This window comes from Leptospira barantonii (assembly GCF_002811925.1).
Taxonomy (GTDB): Bacteria; Spirochaetota; Leptospiria; order Leptospirales; family Leptospiraceae; genus Leptospira; species Leptospira barantonii.
The window spans coordinates 195,944-218,171 of record NZ_NPDS01000004.1 but is presented as its reverse complement, the minus strand read 5'-3'; the positions used below and the strand labels follow the sequence as shown (position 1 = coordinate 218,171).

20 protein-coding genes are annotated in these 22,228 nt (G+C 43.9%); 9 read left to right on the top strand and 11 right to left on the bottom strand.

The window, feature by feature from the left end:
• Positions 1-8: 8 nt before the first annotated feature.
• Positions 9-881: an acetylglutamate kinase gene (argB, locus tag CH367_RS11170; protein ID WP_100762706.1), complete on the top strand. Its 873-nt coding sequence runs from the start codon at positions 9-11 to the stop codon at positions 879-881.
• Positions 882-991: 110 nt separating this feature from the next.
• Entirely contained in the window at positions 992-2,740 is a 1,749-nt protein-coding gene (locus tag CH367_RS11165) for a GAF domain-containing SpoIIE family protein phosphatase (RefSeq protein ID WP_100762580.1), read from the top strand.
• Between the two features lie 15 nt (positions 2,741-2,755).
• On the opposite strand, the gene CH367_RS11160 is transcribed toward CH367_RS11165, so the two are convergent.
• From CH367_RS11160 to CH367_RS11135, 6 genes are all read right to left on the bottom strand, one after another.
• Positions 2,756-3,790 carry a glycosyltransferase family 2 protein gene (locus CH367_RS11160; protein WP_100762579.1) on the bottom strand — a complete coding sequence of 345 codons (1,035 nt, stop codon included), beginning with the start codon at positions 3,788-3,790 and terminating at the stop codon, positions 2,756-2,758.
• The gene (locus CH367_RS11155; protein WP_100762578.1) at positions 3,787-4,866 is read right to left on the bottom strand and encodes a hypothetical protein; all 1,080 of its coding nucleotides are present in this window, start codon (positions 4,864-4,866) and stop codon (positions 3,787-3,789) included. Before CH367_RS11155 ends, CH367_RS11160 begins: the two co-directional genes overlap by 4 nt.
• A gap of 5 nt (positions 4,867-4,871) precedes the next feature.
• Positions 4,872-5,630, bottom strand: coding sequence for a ferritin-like domain-containing protein (locus CH367_RS11150; RefSeq protein ID WP_100762577.1), 759 nt, complete (start codon positions 5,628-5,630; stop codon positions 4,872-4,874).
• A complete protein-coding gene (locus CH367_RS11145) occupies positions 5,627-6,634 on the bottom strand; it encodes a hypothetical protein (protein WP_125226120.1) in 1,008 nt (335 codons plus the stop codon). Before CH367_RS11145 ends, CH367_RS11150 begins: the two co-directional genes overlap by 4 nt.
• 129 nt (positions 6,635-6,763) lie before the next feature.
• The gene (locus CH367_RS11140; RefSeq protein ID WP_100762575.1) at positions 6,764-7,663 is read right to left on the bottom strand and encodes a fatty acid desaturase family protein; all 900 of its coding nucleotides are present in this window, start codon (positions 7,661-7,663) and stop codon (positions 6,764-6,766) included.
• Positions 7,660-8,955 (bottom strand): ATP-dependent 6-phosphofructokinase, encoded by a 1,296-nt coding sequence (locus CH367_RS11135; protein ID WP_100762574.1) that lies wholly within the window; start codon positions 8,953-8,955, stop codon positions 7,660-7,662. Before CH367_RS11135 ends, CH367_RS11140 begins: the two co-directional genes overlap by 4 nt.
• Positions 8,956-9,061: 106 nt before the next feature.
• Here CH367_RS11135 and CH367_RS11130 point away from each other — a divergent pair, with 106 nt between their 5' ends.
• A complete protein-coding gene (locus CH367_RS11130; protein WP_100762573.1) occupies positions 9,062-10,006 on the top strand; it encodes an LIC_20087 family outer membrane protein in 945 nt (314 codons plus the stop codon).
• Positions 10,007-10,078: 72 nt separating this feature from the next.
• Here the strand turns inward: CH367_RS11130 and CH367_RS11125 are convergent, their stop codons facing one another.
• From CH367_RS11125 to CH367_RS11105, 5 genes are all read right to left on the bottom strand, one after another.
• On the bottom strand, positions 10,079-10,408 hold the full coding sequence (locus CH367_RS11125) for a hypothetical protein (protein ID WP_100762572.1): 330 nt from the start codon (positions 10,406-10,408) through the stop codon (positions 10,079-10,081).
• 45 nt (positions 10,409-10,453) lie between these two features.
• Positions 10,454-14,200 carry a methionine synthase gene (gene metH, locus CH367_RS11120; RefSeq protein ID WP_100762571.1) on the bottom strand — a complete coding sequence of 1,249 codons (3,747 nt, stop codon included), beginning with the start codon at positions 14,198-14,200 and terminating at the stop codon, positions 10,454-10,456.
• A gap of 52 nt (positions 14,201-14,252) precedes the next feature.
• Positions 14,253-14,552: an indolepyruvate ferredoxin oxidoreductase subunit alpha gene (locus CH367_RS11115; protein WP_100762570.1), complete on the bottom strand. Its 300-nt coding sequence runs from the start codon at positions 14,550-14,552 to the stop codon at positions 14,253-14,255.
• Between the two features lie 81 nt (positions 14,553-14,633).
• Entirely contained in the window at positions 14,634-15,944 is a 1,311-nt protein-coding gene (gene ahcY / locus CH367_RS11110) for an adenosylhomocysteinase (RefSeq protein WP_100762569.1), read from the bottom strand.
• A 1-nt stretch (position 15,945) separates the two neighbouring features.
• Positions 15,946-16,923 carry an ArsR/SmtB family transcription factor gene (locus CH367_RS11105; protein WP_100762568.1) on the bottom strand — a complete coding sequence of 326 codons (978 nt, stop codon included), beginning with the start codon at positions 16,921-16,923 and terminating at the stop codon, positions 15,946-15,948.
• A 185-nt stretch (positions 16,924-17,108) separates the two neighbouring features.
• Here CH367_RS11105 and CH367_RS11100 point away from each other — a divergent pair, with 185 nt between their 5' ends.
• The 6 genes from CH367_RS11100 to CH367_RS11075 all read left to right on the top strand — a co-directional run bounded on the left by CH367_RS11100 (position 17,109) and on the right by CH367_RS11075 (position 22,212).
• Entirely contained in the window at positions 17,109-17,720 is a 612-nt protein-coding gene (locus CH367_RS11100) for a TetR/AcrR family transcriptional regulator (protein WP_100762567.1), read from the top strand.
• A 5-nt stretch (positions 17,721-17,725) separates the two neighbouring features.
• Positions 17,726-18,151 carry an acyl-CoA thioesterase gene (locus tag CH367_RS11095; RefSeq protein ID WP_100762566.1) on the top strand — a complete coding sequence of 142 codons (426 nt, stop codon included), beginning with the start codon at positions 17,726-17,728 and terminating at the stop codon, positions 18,149-18,151.
• 255 nt (positions 18,152-18,406) lie between these two features.
• Positions 18,407-19,399 carry an LEA type 2 family protein gene (locus CH367_RS11090; RefSeq protein ID WP_100762565.1) on the top strand — a complete coding sequence of 331 codons (993 nt, stop codon included), beginning with the start codon at positions 18,407-18,409 and terminating at the stop codon, positions 19,397-19,399.
• 163 nt (positions 19,400-19,562) lie between these two features.
• Positions 19,563-20,078, top strand: a complete 516-nt coding sequence (locus CH367_RS11085; RefSeq protein WP_100762564.1) for an LB099 family protein — start codon at positions 19,563-19,565, stop codon at positions 20,076-20,078.
• A 20-nt stretch (positions 20,079-20,098) separates the two neighbouring features.
• The gene (locus tag CH367_RS11080) at positions 20,099-20,665 is read left to right on the top strand and encodes a tetratricopeptide repeat protein (RefSeq protein ID WP_100762563.1); all 567 of its coding nucleotides are present in this window, start codon (positions 20,099-20,101) and stop codon (positions 20,663-20,665) included.
• Between the two features lie 176 nt (positions 20,666-20,841).
• Positions 20,842-22,212 carry a polysaccharide deacetylase family protein gene (locus CH367_RS11075; protein ID WP_341865107.1) on the top strand — a complete coding sequence of 457 codons (1,371 nt, stop codon included), beginning with the start codon at positions 20,842-20,844 and terminating at the stop codon, positions 22,210-22,212.
• Positions 22,213-22,228: the final 16 nt, after the last annotated feature.

The window sequence follows — 22,228 nt, the reverse complement described above, 5'->3', positions numbered from 1 at the left end:
TGTTTCTCATGGAAAAACTTTTAGAAAGAGTCAATCATATCCTCGAAGCCCTCCCCTATATCACGAAGTATTCGGGCAAGACGGTTGTGATCAAATACGGCGGGGCCGCAATGGCAAAGGCCGATCTAAAAGAATCCTTCGCAAAAGATATCGTTCTTTTAAAATACGTGGGAATCAATCCCGTGATCGTTCATGGAGGCGGACCCGAAATCAATCGCCTCTTGGACAGTTTAAAAATTCCAACAGAGTTCGTTCACGGACATAGAGTTACGAACGCTCAAACCATGGACGTAGTCGAAATGGTTCTTACCGGAAAGGTAAACAAACAAATCGTGTCCATGATCAATTCTCAGGGAGGAAAGGCCGTAGGAATTTCCGGCAAGGACGGAAACCTAGCAAAGGCGGTAAAAACTCCGATCGAGATCGAACTCGAAGGAAAAGAAAAACAACTGTTTGACGTAGGCCTCGTCGGAAAGATCGAATCCGTAAATCCGGAAATTCTTCACAACCTCCAGAAAGAAGGATTCATACCGGTCATATCTCCCGTCGCGGAATCGGCGGAAGGAGACAGCCTCAACATCAACGCGGATACGTTCGCCGGTGAAATCGCGGGCGCGCTCAAAGCCGAGAAATTGATTCTTCTTACGGACACGGAAGGAATTCTCATCGACGGAAAACTCGCTACGGGTCTCAACCGAGGCAAGGTAAAGGATTATATTCGAAAGGGAGAAATTTCAGGCGGAATGATTCCGAAAGTGGAATGTTGTCTTACTGCGATCGATCAGGGAGTGAGAAGAACCCATATCATCGACGGAAGAGTTCCACATTCCATTCTCATCGAGATTTTTACGGATCAAGGTATTGGTTCTTTAATCGAATAATTTTTTGCAAATTTTCGATTCTTCAATTGTTATCGAAACTCCTTGACAGGGAACACTTTCTTGTGTCCAATGATTGAATTCTTCTTTTAAACGGTCCGTTAACCCCCTTTATGAGTGAAAGGCAACTATCCTTATCCCTAATTTCAGATATTACGGCGAGAATCAACTCGACCGACGACCTGGAAGAACTTCTCGGTATCATCATTGAAACAACGAAAGACGTTCTCAACACGGAAGGTTGTTCCCTTTTGTTGTACGATCGGGACGAAGACTGTCTCGTATTCAACGTAGCCAAGGGAACCAAGGGAGAATCCTTAACGGAACTGAAAGTTCCCCGAGGAAAAGGAATCGCCGGAATGGTTCTAGAAACTCTGGAACCCGTAATCGTAAACGACGCGGCGAACGATCCGCGCATTTATAGAAACATCGACGAAACGGTGGGCTTTGTTACGAACAACCTGATCTGCGTTCCGATGAGTACTCAAGGTGAAATCCAAGGAGTTCTCGAAGCGGTCAATTCTTTGGGAAGAAACGAGTTCACGAACAAGGACATTAAGGTTCTTCAATATCTTTCCGATCTCGCCGCGATCGCGATTCGAAATCGAAGACTGATTCTGGATTTGAAAAGCCGCGCCAACGAGCTGGATTGTTTGTTTCAACTCAGCCAGGCGATTTCGAACATCGCCGAGATGGATCAGTTCTTAAATCTCACCGTACATTCCATTTCGGAAGTGATGGGAGCGGAACGTGTTTCCTTGATCTTTTTCAACTTAAAAAGCGGTAAATACGAACTCAAAAAAAGCATCGGCTTTAGTCTTGAAGACGAAGAACATTTCATCAACGAGAAAGAAGGTGTGATCAAAAAAATCATCGAAACCGGCGCGCCCTTGCTCGTTCAAAACAATTCGAACAACATGGAAGAATGGGTTCGTCCCGAAAGATACAAAACGAAATCCTTCATCTCGGTTCCGATCCGTCAGGACGGAAAGATCATCGGGATTCTCAATTCCGCGGATAAAAAATCCGGGGATAGTTTTAACAACGCGGATCAAAACGTTCTCAGCACGATCTCGAATCAGATCGCCGAAGCGTACAATTCTCTTCTTTCCAAGGATCAAAAGGAAAAACTCAATTCGATCCGAAGAGATATGCAGATCGCTTCTCAGATTCAGGTGAATTCTTTACCGAACATTCCGAAAAAGATTCAAGGCCTCGAACTCGAAACGAGTTATATCGCTTCGAAAGAAATCGGCGGCGATTTTTACGATCTGATCTATCATAACCCCGACGAAGTGAGCGTTCTCATTGCGGACGTTTCCGGTAAAGGAATCGCCGCCGCGCTTTTTATGGAATTTTCCAAGACGATCATCGCCGGCGAGGTTTCTCGGAATTCTTCGACTAGCATCAGTTTGATGAGTGCGAACCGAATCATCCAGGAAAAATCCGGTTACTTTATGTTTGTCACCGTGATGCTCGCGAGAATCAACATGGCAAAACGTAGAATTCGTTTTTCAAGCGCGGGTCACAACGAACAACTTCTTTATAAGGCCAAAGAAAAAAAGGTGGTGAGTCTTTCCGGAAAAGGAATGCCTCTCGGGATTAAGGAATCCGAAATCGACGAACACGAAATTGATTATTCTCCCGGCGATCTTTTGATCCTTTATACGGACGGGGTCAGCGAAGCGATGAACGAATCGAACGAGATGTATGGACTTGAAAATCTTACAAGACTCATCGAACGAAACGGAGAAATGCCTCTCAGCGCCTTAAAAGAATTGATCATCGATACGACCGATGCATTCCGAGGTGAAGCCGATCCTCACGACGACTACACCCTCTTTATGGTTCGTCTTCCTTAAAAAAGTTTTTACTCTTCAAACGGAACGGATTTGCGTTTTCGATACATTGTGCGATTCCGTGTGATACGATAGAGTTCGATTTTCCCTTTCTTTAAAAAACGGTAAGAGTTTGCGAACGCTTCCGAGTAACATTCCGATAAAATCGAATGCATTGATAAAGAGGATGTGAGCAATCACGACGATTCTCTGCGCAAAATTTACTTTCGGCATGTCCTGTCTGTCGATGGAAAAGACACTTGCAAAAAATCGAATACTCAAGATCAGAATCGGCAAAACGGGACCGCAGTTTTTCAACCATAACAAAGATTTCGGCAGATAGGCCTTTGCCAAAAACGGAGTCAAACCCACCGTGTCTTGTCCTCGAAAAATTCTCAATTGAATCAATTCCAAAAAAGAATCGGGAAATTTATGAATGGTTTTTGCCTTCGATACAAAATGAATCGGAACGCCATCCTTCAAAAGTTTTAAACCCAAAGCCTGACATTGTCCCCGATACTGACCTTCGATCGGAACGAAATGATAACGATCGAATAATTCTCTTCGAAACGCGATGTTGTTCGCGTAAAAATTTTTCGTTTTCGTCGGATTCAAGACACTGCCGAAATACATAAAGTCGATCGTCGTTGCGGCGATTCCAAAAAGAGAATGATCGTATGTAGTTCTTCCCGAAACGACCTGCGCTGATTGTGTTTCAAAAGGCAGAAGAATTTTCTCCAACCACTCGTTTACCGGAACACAATCGGAATCCGCAAAGACTACGATTGCGGCCGTACTCGCCTGAAACCCCAATTCCTTGGCCTGATAATAATTGTCGAGCGGAGAGATCTGTAAGAATTTTAGATTTTTGAGTTCCGTTGTGCGAATCACCTTCGCTTTTTCCGTTTCGGAAATTCCATCGTGGGTTACGATGATTTCCTTTAAAGTTTTTATATCCAGGGTTTGATTTTTGTAATGAAGGAATAAACGCGTTAAACCGTGCAAAATTTTCTCTCGGTCTTCCGAGCCACCTCGTAAATTATTCGTTTCTAATATCAATGCAACGTCTTTCATCGTTTTACCTCGTGTTCTAAAAAATAACGAATTGTGGATGTCCACAAGTCACTTGAGTTTTTCAAATTCGGAAAAGTGTTCGAGTTCTGATTTCTTTTTTGAGTTAAAAGAATTCTAATATTCTGAATCAGCAAAGGATACAGATCGGTTTGGTTGGAAACGTCGATGGAAGTAAACAGTTTAGAATCTATCTTTTTTAAAACTTCCAGATTTTTCTCCTGCTCCGGCTGATCCGTCGATAAAGCAAGATAAGGAACCCTGTGATAGAGAACCTGCGCCAGAAGATTCATTCCGGGAGCGGAGATTACGAGTTTTGATTCTGAGAGAATCTTTGAAAAATTCGTATCGTAACTTCTCCAATTTTTTCTATGTGCGTATTGTTCTCCGATTGCGACATACGGAATTTTCAAATCGTCCAAGGCCTCTTCGAGCGACTCGGCCAAATACGAATCCGAAAAATAAGGATTCAAATAAACGAGAGCCGTGTTTTTACTTTTTTTTCGAGGAGTAAAATGAACGAGCGGCGGTAAATAAATTTCATCGGCTTTACGTTCTTGTTGGATCAGAGAATGGACGATATTTCCTTTGGATTGATTTTTTAACTTTCGAACCGTATCTCTGAAAAAAATTGCAAAGAACCTCGGAGCGATTCCGAAAAAATAATTCTCGATCGTAAGCCAAAGATTTTCCCCGTATACATGTATGATATCGACGGTAAAAAACTTAGACGCAAAGATCGGAACCGGATGTAGATCGTTCAAAATCAAATCGAACTCTTTGGAAATTTTCTTCAGAAATAAAAGATCTCTCACTGCATTTCCGAATAATAAGTAGAATGCCATTTTAAAAACGGTGAGAATTCGAATTAGGTTTTGTCTGGAATCATAATACAATCGATAGTTGCCCGGAAGAACAGCAGATGTAGTTCCCAAAGCCTCCAGAAATTTTTTTCCGTCCGCGTTGGTAGTTACGATGGAAACGTGAATTTCGGAAGTTCTCAAAACCGTCCACGCCAAGTGAGCACGAAATAGATGCCCTCTTGCGTCTGCGTTTGCGATCCAAAGAACTTTTTTCATCGCTACTAATGTTTTCTCACAAACAAAAAACGAATCGGCAAAATAGATAACACAAACATTGCGATTGCGGAAATCAATCCTCCTTTGTGATCCAGAGCCAGAGCTTCTTTTCTGAGTTTTACGTAGTCGCGGAACTCTGAAGGTTTGACAAGTCTGCGTAAGAATTTTAGAAATCCGCGAACATGTCTTTTCTCGTCGCGGATGATCGTCCTTAACAAAGAACCGGTTGGCGATTCACCGTCGATTCGTTTTAAAACTTTTAGATGTCTTTTGAAAATTCGAACGCCCATGTTTTCCAAGGTCAAAGCGACGACTAACGCGGGCACGACCGCGCCAGATGTAAATCGGTTTTCGAATTTCAAAATGAGAGAATGAAACGTTTCAATCTTTCGATTCGAAAATAAATACAACGGAATTTCAAGGTTCGACGGAGAGATATGTTGAATCCTCGTTTCGAAAATTCTTACGTGACCCGCTTCTTCTTTTTCATGAATTCTCAGTTCCTTACAAAGCCATTCGGGAGCGTTTTTCAGAATTTCGTCCAAAGAAAAAGATCCGTTGGATGCCGCCAATTCCTCCGCTCGCAAATAATGTTTTAAGATGAGAATTTCTCCCCATTTGCTTTTCTGTAAATTTGCAAGCGCCGCACTTTTGATTCGATCGACCAAAAAACATTTGAACTCGAACCAGATTCTGGAACTTCCGATTCGTTTCTGAACCGGAGGATGCGATTCGGGAAGAAGAATGGAAATTGACTCGTTCATGGACGTAAGGAAGATTCCAATTTTTCTAAGAAAATCGATCCAGTAAACGTGCCGGTGAAAAACGATTTCACCACGTTCTGATAGTTTTTGAGTTCGATCCGACCTTGCGGCCAGATCAAAACTCCGTTTGATCCCGATTTTTTAAAGACCAAACTTTCCCGTTTCGGAAGACCGTTTGTCCGGATATACTGAACCAAACTCGGATCGTCGATTCCAATCAGTGAAAGTTCCGTGATCAATACGGTTTTTGGGAAGAATGATGTAAGCGATTGCAGTTGAATTTCCCAATCGGTTTCGTTTAACGTGGATATTACGTCTTTTTTAGGCGCGGTGTCGCCGCCTGTGATCGTAAATTTACAATTCGTAATATTCTTGGATAACTTCCCCTTCCCGACTTGAATCGTAATATCGGATATTACCTTTCGATCGGTTTCCGAAGTTTTGGAAGCGCTTGTGTTTTCCAGATTGTCGACGACTTGAACCAATTCTTTTAGAAACTTGCTTGTTAAAGTCGGTGACAATACGGAGTTGCTCGAATCCTCTTTGGAAATTAAAATCGAACTTTTTTCTCCTTCGCGTAATTTGATTTCGAAATTCTCCATTTCCGCGGTCTTACATTTCTTTCGGCTCGTGAAGTGAGCGTGAATTTGAGGATTCAACTTCTTTCCTTTCTTTTCGATTTTATAATGGATGTTGATTCTTTTTTTTCCTTCATCGGTTTCGCAGGTTCCCGGTACAAGAAGATCGAAGAATAAAGTTTCTTCTTCGTAACTCTGAGAGTTTTGAAGTTCGATGGAATATTCGTTCACTTCGACTTTTGTATAGTCGTCAAACAAACTGAGTCGGACACAGGAATTTTCTTTTCCTATAAATCCATAGTTACCCAACGCACATGGGAACTGACTTTTTATAGAATAGAATCCTTTTTTCTCAAAGGAAGTCTGAGCAATCAACGAAAACGATGTCGTTAAGAATATTAAGAATATAGTATATAGAATTTTCATGTGGATCTCCTTTCCTTCGAACAACGGGTTCAAAGTCCGATCCGGGTTACTAAAAAGAAAAGAATTAGGCAATTCTTTTTTATGCGTTGTATTTTTTTAAAACGAGAATCGAAAGGCGATCGGAAAGAATTAGACGGTCACGTCTTTTAACACTTTGCCATATCCTGAATACAAATTCTCCGAAGGCAATTCTCCGCGGGAAAATAAGATATCATGCGCTTCTTTTAGACGATAGAATGGAACGCGGGCATATTGATGATGTTCTATGTGATAATGAATGTTATGTGGTCCGCAAAAGAAAGTCTGCCAGTTGGATCGAACAATGGACCTTGCGTTCAGGGTTTGATCCTTGTTCGGTGGATAACCTGCGTGTTCCGTAATTGCGCGGATTCTTGCAAATACTTGTAATATCGTAAGAGAAGGAAGAATCCAAAGACCGAAATAAAGTCCCATATGTCCGTAAAACGTCAGAACCCCGAGCAGGACACAATGAAAACTGAATATTGAAACCGCGACGAATAGTTTCGTTTTCAACGAAAGATTCTTCCTTAGGAGAAGATTCTTATGTTTTCCGCTTAAAAATTCGTAAACACTCGCAAAGTAAGAAATGCTCGTCAGATCTTTGAACAATCTCCAAGCCAATTCTTTTTTGGAAACCGGATAGTCGTTGATTTTAAAAATGACAGCGACCGGATCGTCGTGGACCATCGGAGCTTGATGATGTTTCAGATGTCCCGTTCTGTAATCATACAAGGAAACCGTCAAGGGCCCTGCCGTAAAGATCTGACCGATACGATCGTTCCAATTTCGATTTCGAATTAGAATTCCATGCGCGCTTTCATGCATCAATACCGCTAAAGCAAGTTGCGTTCGTGCAATTAAGACTGCTGAAATCGCATAAACAAAAAACGATTCAAAATAAGCGGAAGCGGCAAAACAAAATCCGATCAATGCCCAATCGAGCACCAAAGCCGTCAGCGATTTCATAGAATCGATCTTTGTTAAATGCGGAGGCAAACCGTTTTTCATTTTGCTTCCAGATGCGCCGGTTGTCCCGTCGAAGCCAAAAGCGATCTCCACAAAGTACTCCGATCGGGTTGTAACACCTTTCTTTCTTGAATGGCAACCGAAATCGGAAGATGTGTAAACACGTTGTTCCACATTCCTACGACCATATCGGTTTTACCCGCCATTGCCGCGTGGACCGCATTCTGAGCCAAAAATCCGCAGAACACGGAATCTTCCGCGTTAGCCGGAATCGATCTGATCGTATAACTCGGATCGATGTATTTGATGTTTACGGGGATGTTTTCCTTTTTAAAAAATTCTCCCATCGTGTTCTTTAAAAATATGCCGATGTCCCCCAGTTTCAGATTTCCGGAAGCATCCCGTTCTTCGGTCACGTCAAAAAATTTTTGACCGGCTCCTTCCGCGACGATGATGACCGCGTGTTTCTTTTTCTCGATGCGTTTTTTTAAGTCGTCCAAAAATGCTCCGTTCCCGTTTAGATCGAAGTTCACTTCCGGGATTAGACAATAATTTACGTTTCTGGAAGCGAGCGCGGCGTTGACCGCGATAAAACCGGAATGACGACCCATCAACTTGACGAGACCGATTCCGTTAGGCGCTCCTTTGGCTTCTACGTGTGCGCATTCCACGGCTTCCATCGCTTTGGAAAACGCGGTCGAAAAACCGAACGTTTTTTGGACATAGTTGATATCGTTGTCTATGGTTTTGGGAATTCCGATTACGGAAATTTCTTCTTTCCTTTTGGCGATTTCGTCCACGATTTCACGCGCGCCGCGTAACGTGCCGTCGCCTCCGATACAAAAAAGCATCTTCACACCGTAAAGACTCAGATAATCCACCATCTCGACCGCGGATTGATTTCCTCGGGAAGAAGCGAGCATGGAACCGCCTTCTTCCACGATATGCGCCACCTTCTCCGGAGTGAGTTCGATCGGTTTATGAGAATATTTTTTGACAAGACCTTGATAGCCGTATGGAAACCCGAGAATTCTCGAAACCCCGTAACGATAGTAGAGTTCCATCACTACGCCCCGGATCACGTCGTTGATCCCCGGACAAAGACCTCCGCAGGTCACGATTCCCGCGGTCACTTCCTTCGGATGAAAGAAAATTCTTTCCCGAGGACCGGCTTGTTCGAAAAAATCGGGACCGTTTTTGATATAGGAATTCCAATCTTCCTCGGATTGAAAAACCGTTCTGAACAAAAGCCTGGAAGAATCGCTAGTATAGTATTCATAATCCGCAGGACTCGGGATTGTACATTCGCCAAAATTTTTTATTTTTGTTTCCATCTTCTTGCGGGAGATATTTCAGGAATTCGGGGAAAAATCACCTCATTTTGCAATTTTATACTGACAGTTCTGTTCTATTTATATAGTCTTACAGACAGAACGGTTTATGAGCAAAAAGAGATCCCTCATTCTTTCTTTATGTTTGTTTTTGTTCGGGGTTTCGATTTTTTCCGTCGAGGATCCGACCTTTAGTCCGTTTGAACCGTACCATCTTTCTCGGGATTTCGATCTCAATCGTCAGAAATATCTACAAGTAGTCGCGATCCCTTATAAGGATCCGATGGAACTCAAACTCGGACCGGAATACGATACCGCGCCCGAAAAAAAATCTCCCGAACCTACGTTTATCAAAACTCCCGGACTTTCCTTTTCGGGAATGTTTCAACCGTTTTTATTTTCCGTCGTTCCGCACGGAAGCGTTCAATTCTTACCCGTTTCCGAAACCGTTTTTGTAAACGAGCTTCCTTCTCGAAACAGCAAACTCGTATCGGGAGCCTTTTCCGAAAAAAGAACCATGGATCGTATCACCGATTCCAGAAACCAAATCCAAGGATTCGGTTTGATGAGTTGGAATACGAACCCTCTTCAAAATGGAAGTAGCTCCGGGGTTATGTTTCTTTATATGAAACGTCATGCGGGTTTGGAAATGGATTTTAACGCGAGGATGATCGGAAATCAGGCCGGGCTTGCGGTTCTCGAATCCGCAAAGTCTACGATCGCGTTCAACTACTCCGTGTTTCCCGAAATCGGAGAAAGTTCCAAGATGAATTTCTTTCTTCAATTCTCCAGTATCAAACGGTTTCAGGATAGAAACCTCGGCTACTCGGGAACGACCGATCTCGGCGCGAACAACGCACGCGGTTTAAAATCCTACGAGTATTACTTGAACCCTGGGATTTCGTTTTCTTCCAGAAACTTGAGTCTGGAAGGAATGGTAAGAGTTCCGGTTCCGACCGCCGCTCAACTCGCGGGAGAACAACACCAGTGGATGCAGGACGTTCAGGGAATTCTCGGAATCAAGTATAGCTTCTCGGAAACTTCTTCCAAATAACGACAATCGATCGTAATGCGCGCTTGGCCTTTTCACGCGTTGTTACAAGCGCGGTCCATCGATAAACGACTGTTAGGTTATGATCCCCTGTTTTTTTAGGGAGAATGCAAGATCCATTTTACTGATTAAATGTTTCGCTCTTCCGAAACGAATCATTTTCTTCGGTTCGTTATCCTGTTTTGACGCGAATACTTCCAGACAGGTTTCGATCACCGGACAGGAATTATCGGTACAACCGATTTCGGTTAACTTTAAAACTTCTTTTCCCGTAAGTTCCAACGGATCTTTGAGCCACGAAATCAGCGTGGGATGAAAGGAAAATTCTTCCGTAGCGTTTCTGGTCTCCGAAAAAACGGGACCGTGATTGTGCACGGAAGAATGATTTGGAACCGCCGGTTTCATAGTGTTCTAGTTAGACGAAAAATCCCATGAGAATCTCAAAACATTTTATCGCGCTACGGACACCGCGAGAGGATCATACGCGAGATTCGGCGCGAGCCAACGTTCCACCGCTTCTATGCTCATTCCTTTTCGAGTCGCGTATTCTTCGATTTGATCCCGGTTGATCTTTGCAACCGCGAAATACTTCGATTGAGGATGTGCGAAATAAAGTCCGCTTACGGAACTCGCAGGCCACATCGCAAAGTGTTCGGTAAGAGTGATCCCGGTATTTTTTTCCGCTTGGAGCAAATCAAAAAGAACTCTTTTTTCGGTATGATCCGGCGAAGCAGGATAACCCGCGGCCGGACGAATCCCTCTGTATCTTTCACGGATCAGATCTTCCGGTGAAAGATTTTCGTCCTTATCGTATCCCCAATATTCTTTCCGAACTTTGTAGTGCATGTATTCCGCAAAGGCTTCCGCGAAACGATCGCCTAACGCTTTCGCCATGATGGAGTTGTAATCGTCCTGATTGTTTTCGAATTCTTTCGCGAATTCCTCCACTCCGTGTCCCGCAGTGACCGCAAATCCTCCGATATAGTCGATTCTTTCGGATTCTTTCGGCGCGACGTAGTCCGCCAAACAGTAGTTAGGTTCCGTCTCGTCTTCTTTTTGAATCTGCTGACGTAAGGTATGAAATACGGTAAGAAGTTTGGAACGTTTTTCGTCTTCGTAAACTTCGATGTCGTCTCCGACCGAGTTCGCGGGAAAAATTCCGATCACACCCTTGGTTCTGAAAAGTTTTCCATCTACGATGGTCTTCATCAGTTTTTGTGCGTCCGCGAAAAGTTCTCTCGCTTGTTTTCCGGTGGTTTCACTTTCTAAGATTGCGGGATATCTTCCTTTGAGTTCCCATGCGGTGAAGAACGGGGTCCAATCGATAAAAGGAATGAGCGTCTCCAAAGAAACTTCCTCGTCGAAAACGCGAACTCCGGTAAACGAAGGTTTGTCGATCTGCGTCGTCGCCCAATCGATTTCTTCGCGATTCTCCCTTGCCTGTTCCAAGGTGATCAGTTTTCTTTCGGCTCTTGTGTTGAAATAATTCTCACGAGCGGCCTTTTGATCCTCTATAATTTTTTGAGAATACGCTTCCTTTAAATCCGGATGAAGCAGTTGATTGACTACGTTCACAACACGGGATGCGTCGACTACGTGAACGACCGGTTGATCGTATGCGGGTGCGACCTTAACGGCGGTATGCGCTGAACTTGTAGTCGCGCCTCCGATCAACAAAGGAATTTTAAAACCGGTTCGTTTCATTTCGGAAGCAACGTGCACCATTTCGTCAAGCGAAGGTGTGATCAATCCCGAAAGTCCGATGATGCTTGCGTTATGTTTCTTTGCTTCCTCGAGAATCTTATCCGAAGGAACCATCACTCCCAAATCGATGACCTCGTAGTTGTTACAAGCAAGAACAACTCCTACGATATTCTTTCCGATATCGTGAACGTCTCCCTTAACCGTTGCGATCAAAAACTTAGGACGCGCGGCCTTTTCTTCGGATTGATTTTTTTCGTCTTCCATAAACGGCAAAAGATAAGCCACGGATTTTTTCATCACCCGAGCGCTTTTGACGACCTGAGGAAGAAACATTTTACCGGCTCCGAACAACTCGCCGACGATTTTCATTCCGTCCATCAGCGGCCCTTCGATGACGGTTAACGGACGTCCGTATTTAAGACGCGCTTCTTCCGTATCCTGATCGATGTATTCCACGATTCCTTTGACGAGAGCGTGAGAAAGTCTTTCCTCGACGGAGGTTCCTTCTCTCCAGGCTTCTTCTTTTTTCTCAGCCTTATCCCCGCCGCCAGCTTTGATGTTTTCCGCAAACTCGACAAGACGTTCTGTCGCGTCCGGCCTTCTGTTTAATATTACATCTTCAACATATTCTAATAGATCTTTCGGAATCTCTTCGTATACGGCGAGCATTCCCGCGTTTACGATCGCCATATCCATTCCGGCTTGGATCGCGTAATACAAAAAGACTGAGTGCATCGCTTCTCTTACGGGATTGTTTCCTCTGAAAGAAAAGGATACGTTCGACAAACCGCCGGAAATTTTCGCACCCGGGCAGATCTTTTTGATTTCACGAATGGCTTCGATGAAGTCCATCGCGTAATTGTTATGTTCTTCGATACCCGTCGCAACCGTGAGAATGTTCGGATCGAATATGATATCGGAAGGACTGAAGTTCGCCTTTGTTACAAGAAGGTCATACGCCCTTTTACAGATTCGAACCTTTTCGTCTTTGGTCGCCGCCTGTCCTTGTTCGTCGAAGGCCATTACGATCGCGGAAGCTCCGTATCTTTGAATCTTCTTCGCGTATTCCAGAAATTTTTCCTCTCCTTCCTTTAAGGAGATGGAGTTTACGATCGGTTTTCCTTGGATACATTTCAGACCTTCTTCCAAAACGCTCCACTTGGAAGAATCGATCATAAACGGAACCTTTGCGATATCCGGTTCGCCGGCGATGAGATTTAAAAAATGTCTCATCGAGGCTTCTCCGTCTAACAACGCTTCGTCGAAGTTGATATCGATGATGTTCGCGCCCGCTTCCACCTGTTGTAATGCCACGGAAACGGCTTCTTCGAAATTCCCTTCGATGATGAGTTTCTTAAACTTAGGCGATCCGGTTACGTTGGTTCTTTCTCCCACGAGCAAGAATCCCTTATCGGGAGTAACGTTCAAAGGTTCCAATCCGGAAAGACGCGTAAGTTCTTCGATACGAGGAAGAATTCTCGGTTTTTTACCGCGTACGGATTTCGCGGCTTCCGCGATATGTTCGGGTGTGGTTCCGCAACAACCGCCCGCGATGTTCAACCAACCGGAACTTGCAAATTCTTGAATATACTTTCCGAATTCTTCCGGGGTTTGATCGTATCCGCCGAATGCGTTCGGAAGCCCGGCGTTCGGATAACAACTGATATGACAGGAGGAAACTCTCGCAAGATCCTCGATATAAGGACGCATTTCGTCGGCGCCCAACGCGCAGTTGATTCCCACGGAAAGAGGATTACAATGTGCGATGGAATTGTAAAAAGCTTCCACGGTTTGTCCGGAAAGTGTTCTTCCCGATGCGTCGGTGATCGTCACGGAAAGACAAACCGGAATTCTTACTTGCAAATCTTCGAATACTTGTTCGATCGCAAAAATCGCCGCTTTTAAGTTGAGAGTATCGATGTTCGTTTCGGGAAGAAGAAGATCCACTCCCGCTTCCACAAGAGCGCGCGTCTGTTCGTAAAACGTCGCGACTAAGTCGTCGAAGGTGACTGCGCGAAACGCCGGATTGTTTACGTCCGGAGAAAGTGTCGCGGTTTTTGTGGTAGGTCCGATCGCTCCCGCCAAAAAACAAGGCTGATTCGGATTCGTTTTTTTGAATTTTTCGATCGCGTTACGCGCGCATACGACCGCGGCCTTATTCAGATCGGCTACTAAAAATTCGGTTTTATAATCCCCTTGCGAAATTTGATTCGAACTGAACGTGTTCGTTTCGAGAATGTTCGCGCCCGCTTCGAGGAACTTCACGTGGATCGCTTCGATCACGTCCGGTCTCGTCAAACAGAGAAGTTCGTTGTTTCCTTTCAACGGATGAGCGTGGTTCTTGAGAATTTCTCCCCTGAAATCTTCTTCTTGCAGGGAGAATCTTTGGATCATCGTTCCCATCGCGCCGTCGATGACCAAAATTTGTTTTTCGAGGAGCGAAAGGATTTCCTTAGCGGCGGGATTCGTATAGTTCTGAACTTTATAAGTCATGATAAACTTCTTCGATTTTTCTAAAAAATAGTATAACGTTATATTCTAATATTCAAAAATTTGGATCAACACATCCCTCTTTTTTTAAGGGGACCTTTACGTCCAAAATTAAAGGAGAATGTTTCGATTTCCGAGCATTCTCTCCCGTCCAATGACGCCAGATCGAAGGAACCTCGTAATCGGGGTAAATCGCTTCGACCGGACATTCGGGTCTGCACTTGTTACAATCGATACAAACCTCGGGATCGATATAAAGACAATCGGTTCCTTCTCGGAAGGCTTCGACCGGACAAACCGCGGCACAGTAAGTGTATTTACAATGCCTGCAAGGTTCCGTTACAACGTAAGCCATCGTTTCCGAGAAGACCGATCCTCCCGATACGAACCGTCGGACTTTAAGTCCGAAGCGCGCACCGGAAGTCTGCGGATCAGATCAATATCTGTAATTTTCCGGTTTGAAAGGTCCGGTTACCGGAACTCCCAAATAGTCCGCTTGTTTTTGGTTCAGTTTTGTTAAACGAACTCCCAACTGCTCGAGGTGAAGAGCCGCAACTTTCTCATCCAAATGTTTCGGAAGAGTGTAAACTCCCAACTCGTATTTCGTGTTGTAAAGTTCGATCTGAGCCAATACCTGATTGGTGAAAGAACAAGACATTACGAAAGAAGGGTGGCCTGTAGCGCAACCCAGGTTTACAAGACGACCTTCCGCAAGAACGATAATGGATTTACCTTCTGGGAAAGTGTATTTGTCTACTTGAGGTTTGATTTCTTTTTTGGTTACGCCCTTTTCGCCGTTCAATCTGGACATTTGAATTTCCGTATCGAAGTGTCCGATGTTACAAAGAATCGCTCCGTCTTTCATCGCTTTCATGTGTTCGAGAGTGATGATGTCGTCGTTACCGGTTGCGGTTACTACGATGTCGACTTGTTCGATGATGTCTTCCACACGAAGAACTTGATAACCTTCCATAGAAGCTTGAAGAGCGCAGATCGGATCGATTTCGGTTACGATCACTCTTGCGCCGAAGTTTCTAAGAGAAGCCGCGGAACCCTTACCTACGTCTCCGAAACCGCAAACGAGAGCCACTTTACCGGCGAGCATAACATCGGTCGCTCTTTTGATTCCGTCCGCGAGAGATTCACGGCAACCGTAGAGGTTGTCGAATTTGGATTTCGTTACGGAGTCGTTTACGTTGAAAGCAGGAACCTTCAATTCTCCCTTTTTGAGAAGTTTATAAAGACTCTTAACGCCCGTAGTCGTCTCTTCGGAGATACCGCGGATTTCGCTTAACAATTGAGGATATTTCTCGTGAACATAAGCGGTAAGATCTCCTCCGTCGTCGAGGATCATGTTCGGTCCTTTGTCTCCGAAGAAAATGGTCTGTTCGATACACCACCAGTATTCTTCTTCACTTTCACCTTTCCATGCGAAAACCGGAATTCCAGCCTTAGCGATCGCCGCCGCCGCGTGATCCTGAGTCGAAAAGATATTGCAAGAAGACCATCTAACTTCCGCTCCCAATTCCGTCAGGGTTTCGATAAGAACCGCAGTTTGGATCGTCATGTGAAGAGATCCTGCGATTCTTGCTCCCGCTAAAGGTTTTTTACCTTTGTATTCCTGTCTCAAAGCCATAAGACCCGGCATTTCTTTTTCAGCCAGAATGATCTCTTGTCTTCCCCACTCTGCTTGGGAGAGATCCTTTACTTTATAGCTTAAGCCTTTTTCCTGTGTTGTTGCGGACATTCTAGTCCTCCTTTTTCGTTGCTTGAATGATCAAAATTTTGAAAACGTTGCCCGTATCGAATTCCTCGTGGGCGCTGACTCTAAAACCGGAAAGTTCCAGCCAATCCTGTAAAAGCAAATAGTCGAATCCCAACCAAAGATCGGAAAAGTTATCCCTCATAAACTCCTGGTTGTGTTTTTTCAAATCCACAAGACAGAAGGTCCCGCCGGGCTTTAGAATTTTATAAATTTCGCGAATGACCGCGGGAGGATTGGAAAGGTGATGGAGCACCATAGACGCCACCACTGCATCCGCTTCGATCGTCGCAGAGGAAGCCACATCTTCCAAGGGAGAATGGATCAAAGAAACGTGTGCGTTTCCCGCGAACGCAACTTGCGCCTCTTCCACCATTTTCGGGGAAGAATCCACGCCGATCACCTGATCGGACTTGGTCAATAGATAAGGAATCAAACCGCCGGGTCCGCAACCCAAGTCGTATATCACCGAAGAAGAATCCGGCAAATAAGAAAGAATTTTCTTACGATAGATCGCGGGATCCAAAACGTCCTTTTGAATCGATTCCCAATCCTGAGCTACATTATTAAAATAGAATGTGTTTTTCTGATCTCTTCTGGAAAGAATTTCCGAAATCTGAGTTTGATCCTCGGTTCTAAACGGTAGATCCTCTTTATAAGCCAAAAGAAGATCCGTAACCTCGGAAGAAAAATCCGGATCCTTCTTTTCCTCCGGAATTCGGTAATATACCCAGGACCCTTCCCGTTCCGGGATCAAAAATCCCGCGTCGGTTAAGATTTTGAGATGTCGGGAAACTCGGGACTGGCCCATTCTCAAAACTTCCGTAATTTCTTGTACGTTCAACGGGGATAAGGATAGAATGTGGAGAATTCGGATTCTCGTTTCGTCGGAAAGCGCTTTGAGGGCCGAAAGAATCTGTTTCGGACCAACGCCCGAATAAATCTTTGCCTCTAAGGTTTCCATTGGGGATACAATATCAAGATATCTTGATATCCGCAAGCCTTTTATTCCGGAAATCGTGCCCTTCTCCTGAGAATTTGTATGAGTTCCCACAAATTTCACTTGACTTTAATATGACCAGTCGCTTTAAATAAAAACGATCCAAACGAAATCAAACTTCCGACAAACGGCTCAAGAGTTTACAAAGAATGAAAATTTCTCAAAAAGAATCAGAACTCAAAAGAAAGACGATTCTCGAGGCCGGAATCCGACTCGTTCGACTGTACGGTCCCGACGGAATCGGGATCCAAGAAATCGCTGACGAATCCAAGATCCCCAAAGGTTCTTTTTACAACTACTTTACTTCCAAAGATCAGTTCTTACTCGAAGCCTTGGAAGAATACACGAACAACGCGATCCTTTGGAACGAACAAACGATCGAAAAGGGAGGAAGAGGATTGTCTGCCCTAACCTATCTTTACGAACAGAAAATTCTTTTGGAAACGGAACTCCTACAAGACGGATTTTCCTGTTTGATCAACGTCTTGGCTCAACATTCTTCCTCGAAACGAATGGAACTCCGAAATCGATTGAAGGATTCTTTGGATCGGATCTCGAATGAAATTCTAAATTCTCTTCAAGTAAATCAAAACGAGAAAGACAAACAGAAGAACAGCGACATCGGAGCAAACGAAAACGTTCTCCATCGCATTCAATTTTTGGAATCTTCTTGGAGAGGGGCAATGTTACTCGCGAGAGCGACGGGAGAAACATCCTACCTGGAACGATTCCGTTCCGAAACGCGATTTTTAGAGAGGTAAAGAGAATGAAAACGGAAGAATTGACAGAAATCAAAAAAGGACATTTGACTCAAATCGGAGTTCGCTGGGATGAACTCGATCCGAACAACCACGTGAATAATAAAAATTTTCAAGGTTATCTGGACGAGGCTCGTATGAGAGCGATGCGGGACTGGGGATTTTCCATGGAAACGTTAAAGGAACAAGGATTCGGACCTGTGATTCTTTCCATCGGGCTCGAATTCAAAAAAGAAATCGGTTATCCGGAAACGATTACGATCGAATCGGATCTGTTTCTAAAAAGCCCTACCCGTGCGGTCTTCACACAAAGAATTCTCTGCCAAAACGAAACCCTTTCCTGCAACGCGAGTACGGATTGGGTGATTCTCAACTTAAACTCGAAAAGACCCGCAAAGTTTTTGGAAGTGATCGGACTCGGACAACCCGTTTGAATCTACTTTAGAATTTTTTAAAATTTAGAATCGATTTAAACAAAATCTAAGTCGATTCTAAACGAAAATTCGATCTATAACATTCTTTATAGCGACCTTAACTTCTACGTTAGACGCAATACCCGAGCATTCACTCATGTTCCGCCCGACTTGGGGCGTTTTTTCCGTTTTTGCGATCGTCCATTTTGAAAATCTTTCTTTTCAATCGAATTCGATTCTTCTAAATCAGTATTTACTCAAATTGGAGGATCCTTCTTGAAATCAAAAATATCCCTTCTTCTAATCTTCTTTCTTTTGCCGTTTCTAAGCGGTTGTGCGGAACTGCAGACTTTAAAAGGTAAGATCAAAACCCCCGAAATTTCCTTTGAAAAGGTGGAAATCGCCGAAATCACCCTGGAAGATATCAAACTCATCATTCAAACCGAAGTTAAAAATCCGTATCCGATCAATCTTCCCGCTTCCAGCTTGAATCTGGACGTTAAGATAGAAGGCACGCAGTTCAGCAAGGTGCAACTCAAGCTGGATTCCGTTCAAGGTTCTTCCAAAAAGCCTCTTCCCATCGAAGTAAAACTGAAATACGCGGACCTTGCGGCCTTGTATAAGAAGGTTCCCGGTAAAAAAGAACTTCTCATACGCGTGGAAGGTGAAGCCGCTCTTCCGATTCCCGAAAAATATGCGGTTCTTGCAGGCACCGATTCTTTAAAGTTCCCGTTTCAGGATGAAAGATTGATTCCTGCGGTTCTTCCGAACATAGAAATCAGAAATTTTAAAATCATCAAACCGGATGTTGCAAAGATTACGGAATCCGCAAATAGCGAAGAACTGGCTAAGAAGGCCGTATCGTTTTTAGACGCTCTTCTTTCTCCTAAGAATAAGAAATCACCCGGTTCCGCGTTAAACGCAGGATTGGATGCTTTGGATATTTCTATAGACACTCAGTTCGAACTCGTCTTAAACAATAAGGCGGCTTCCGATTTACAATTCCAAGATCTGAATTTCGAACTTTTTCTTGAAAACGATAAGTTCTTAACCGGTTCTCCGGTAAACATTACGAACAACGGTAAGGAATCCATTCTTACGATTCGTACAAGCTTTCCTCTTAAGTCCGTTTCCAACTCGATAGCAAACGCGGTTACTAAACGTAGTTCTTCATTTCGTTTAACGGGTAAGGCCGCAGTTGTATGTCCGGGAGTTTCAAGTGATCCTATCGGCTTCGGTTTTATAAAAGAGGGTAACTTTCGCTGGTAAGTAAACGATTACATCGGATGTACTTGTGATGCTTACAAATACATTCGATAAATTCTATTTAACTTCGGAAAAATGTTTTCAAGTTAAACATATTGTGATAAGAATAGTTCCTGAATTCGGAGAATCTAAATTCTCCGGATAGGATAAATGAGCGTAAAACAATATGGAAATCTACGAAAAAGAAAAACGGAAACTACTATCAGCATCGACACCGGAGCAGTACATCGAGTTATCGATTAAATCGAAACTGACCGGACCTAAAAAATCGAGTATCACTTCGGAATGGTTAACATCCACCGGGTATACGATCGATGATATCAAGTATGCGCGGAACCGACATCCCTTCTGGAGAAAGAAGAGGAACCAAGGTTCTTACGAGCGCAACAGCAAACGTCTGGAACAACACAATTATTACCGAACGGATCAGAAGATCGTTTGGGATAAAGACAAGCTCGGCAAGTTCTTCGACCTCAACACAAAAGGTTTAACAGACCATGAGTTGGCGAGAAGTTTCAAAACTTCGATTCCGGCTGTGAATCATATCCGCAGAAAGTTCCGATTTGCTTCTCAACTTTTGGAACTCGATAAACAAAAACCGGCAAAGGGCGGAATTTTGAAACTCTGCTCCCACAGTGAATCGGTCTTAAAGAGATTGATCCGGGAGAAGGAAGGGAAATAAGCTTCCTCCGGAGGCTTTTTATGGTCCCTTTCGATCTTAGATCGAGACTTATATCGATTTTTACTTTTTGCCTAACCGTTACGTTGTTTTCTTCCTGTTCCACCGAACAGGAGAAAACACAGGAGCCGATTTCCACTCGTAAAGCGGAACCGAATCCCTTTCAACTAGGGAATTCCAAGTTTAAGAGCGGAGAGTATTTGGAAGCGATCGAGTTTTATTCAAGGGATCTGGACGTAAACCCGGACAACCCCGTTTCTCTCAACAACAGAGGACTTGCTAAGAGCAAATCCGGGAACGAAACGGGTGCGATCTCGGATTACAGTCAAGCTATTGAAAAACGAGACGACTACGCCACGGCTTACAACAACCGAGGTTTTGCAAAAATTAAAATTTCCGATTATCAAGGAGCGATCCAAGATCTTTCTTCCGCGATCCGATTGAAACCGACCTACACGAACGCTCTGAACAACAGGGCGGTCGCAAACTGGGCGATCAAAGAAAAACAAAAGGCATGCGCGGATTGGAAGACAGCCGAGATCATAGGCCATAAGGAAGCGGAAAATTCGTTCGAGAAATTCTGCAATTGAAGGACTCCGGGAATCGCTTGCCGGGGAAAGAGGCTCTAAAAGACTAACCGAAGACTCTTTTCCCGGAACTCGGAATGTACACACAAAAACTTATTTCCAATTCAACTCTTAAACCAACTTCAAAATCCGTTTCTAAAACGCGATTTTCTCTTACTACCTTCGCGCTTCTATGTTTTATCTCCTTTTCGATCGCAGTCGCGTCTCCCGTGGACGACTTTTTAAATCCCGAAAAAAAAAGAAAGACCGCAAATTCTTCCCCGAAGAAAGAATCGGAACCGAAAACGAACGGATCTAAATCCTCGAACGTTTCGGAAGAATCATCCAAAGAAACCGTTTCTAAAAAGAATCAAAAGGAAAAAACTCCAGTAAGCGATTCCGGCTCGGGCGAATCCAAATCGGAAGAAAGAACATCCGAAGCTCCTTCCAAAAAATCCAAGATCAAAAAGGGAAAGGATGAAAAGAATTCTTCCGTTTCCAAAAAGAAAAAATACGAGGACGCGCTTCCTACCGTTAAAGACGACACCCCGTCTACTCCGAGTTATGCGACCCAAGGTTTTGAATCCGTCTCCGGCGGTGGAGTTCCCGTTCTTTGTTATCATCACTTAGCCGCGGAAGGCGGACCGATGGGCGGTTATAATCTTCATCCGAATCTTTTGGAAGAGCAGTTTAAGTTTCTCAAAGCGGCGGGTTATAAAACCGTTCGTTTGGATCAGTTCTACGATTATATCAACGGCAAAAAACCTTCGGACTTTCCCGAAAAACCGATTCTTCTGACGTTCGACGACGGTTCCAAAACACATTTGGAAGTGTTGGTTCCTCTTTTGAAAAAATACGGCTTTACCGCTTCCATCTTTATCTATCCTTCCATCATTTCTTCCGGAAAGAAATACTATCTGACCTGGGATCAGTTGAGAAGCGCGCTTGATAGCGGTGTTTTGGATTTAGGTTCTCACACATTGTATCATCCTAAACTTCCAACGATGAGCCGCGCGTTGATCCGCAAACAGCTCTTGGAATCCAAACAGATTTTGGAAACGAAAACGGGAAGAAAGGTTGTGGATCTCGCGTATCCGTTCGGTCTTTTTGATCCGAGAGTGATCGAAGAAGCAAAGGCGATCGGTTATAGAATGGCGTTTACGGTTAACCCTGGGAAGAATCTTCCGGGAACTCCCGTTTACAACGTTCATCGTTCCTTGGTTCCTTGGGGACAATCACAATCGGCATTCAACTCCATTCTTACCATGGCGCCTCCTCCAAAAATTTCCGTTTCCATTCTCGACGGATCTTGGGTGAAGACCGGTCAGGAATTTAAGATTCATCTGGAAGGAGTTCAACCGGAATCGGTAAGCATCAAAATCAAAAGTAAGAACGTGATCGAAGAAAATCATTCTCCGGATTATACGGTAAAGATCCCGGATTTTGCTAAAAAATCGACGTTCCTTCCCTTGATGATTCAAGCAAAGACGAAAGACGGAAAACAAATCCAATATCAATATCTTTTTATCAATCAGAAAGAATTTAAGAAACATCCCGACGGAGCTTTTTAAATTCTTACTTGAGTTT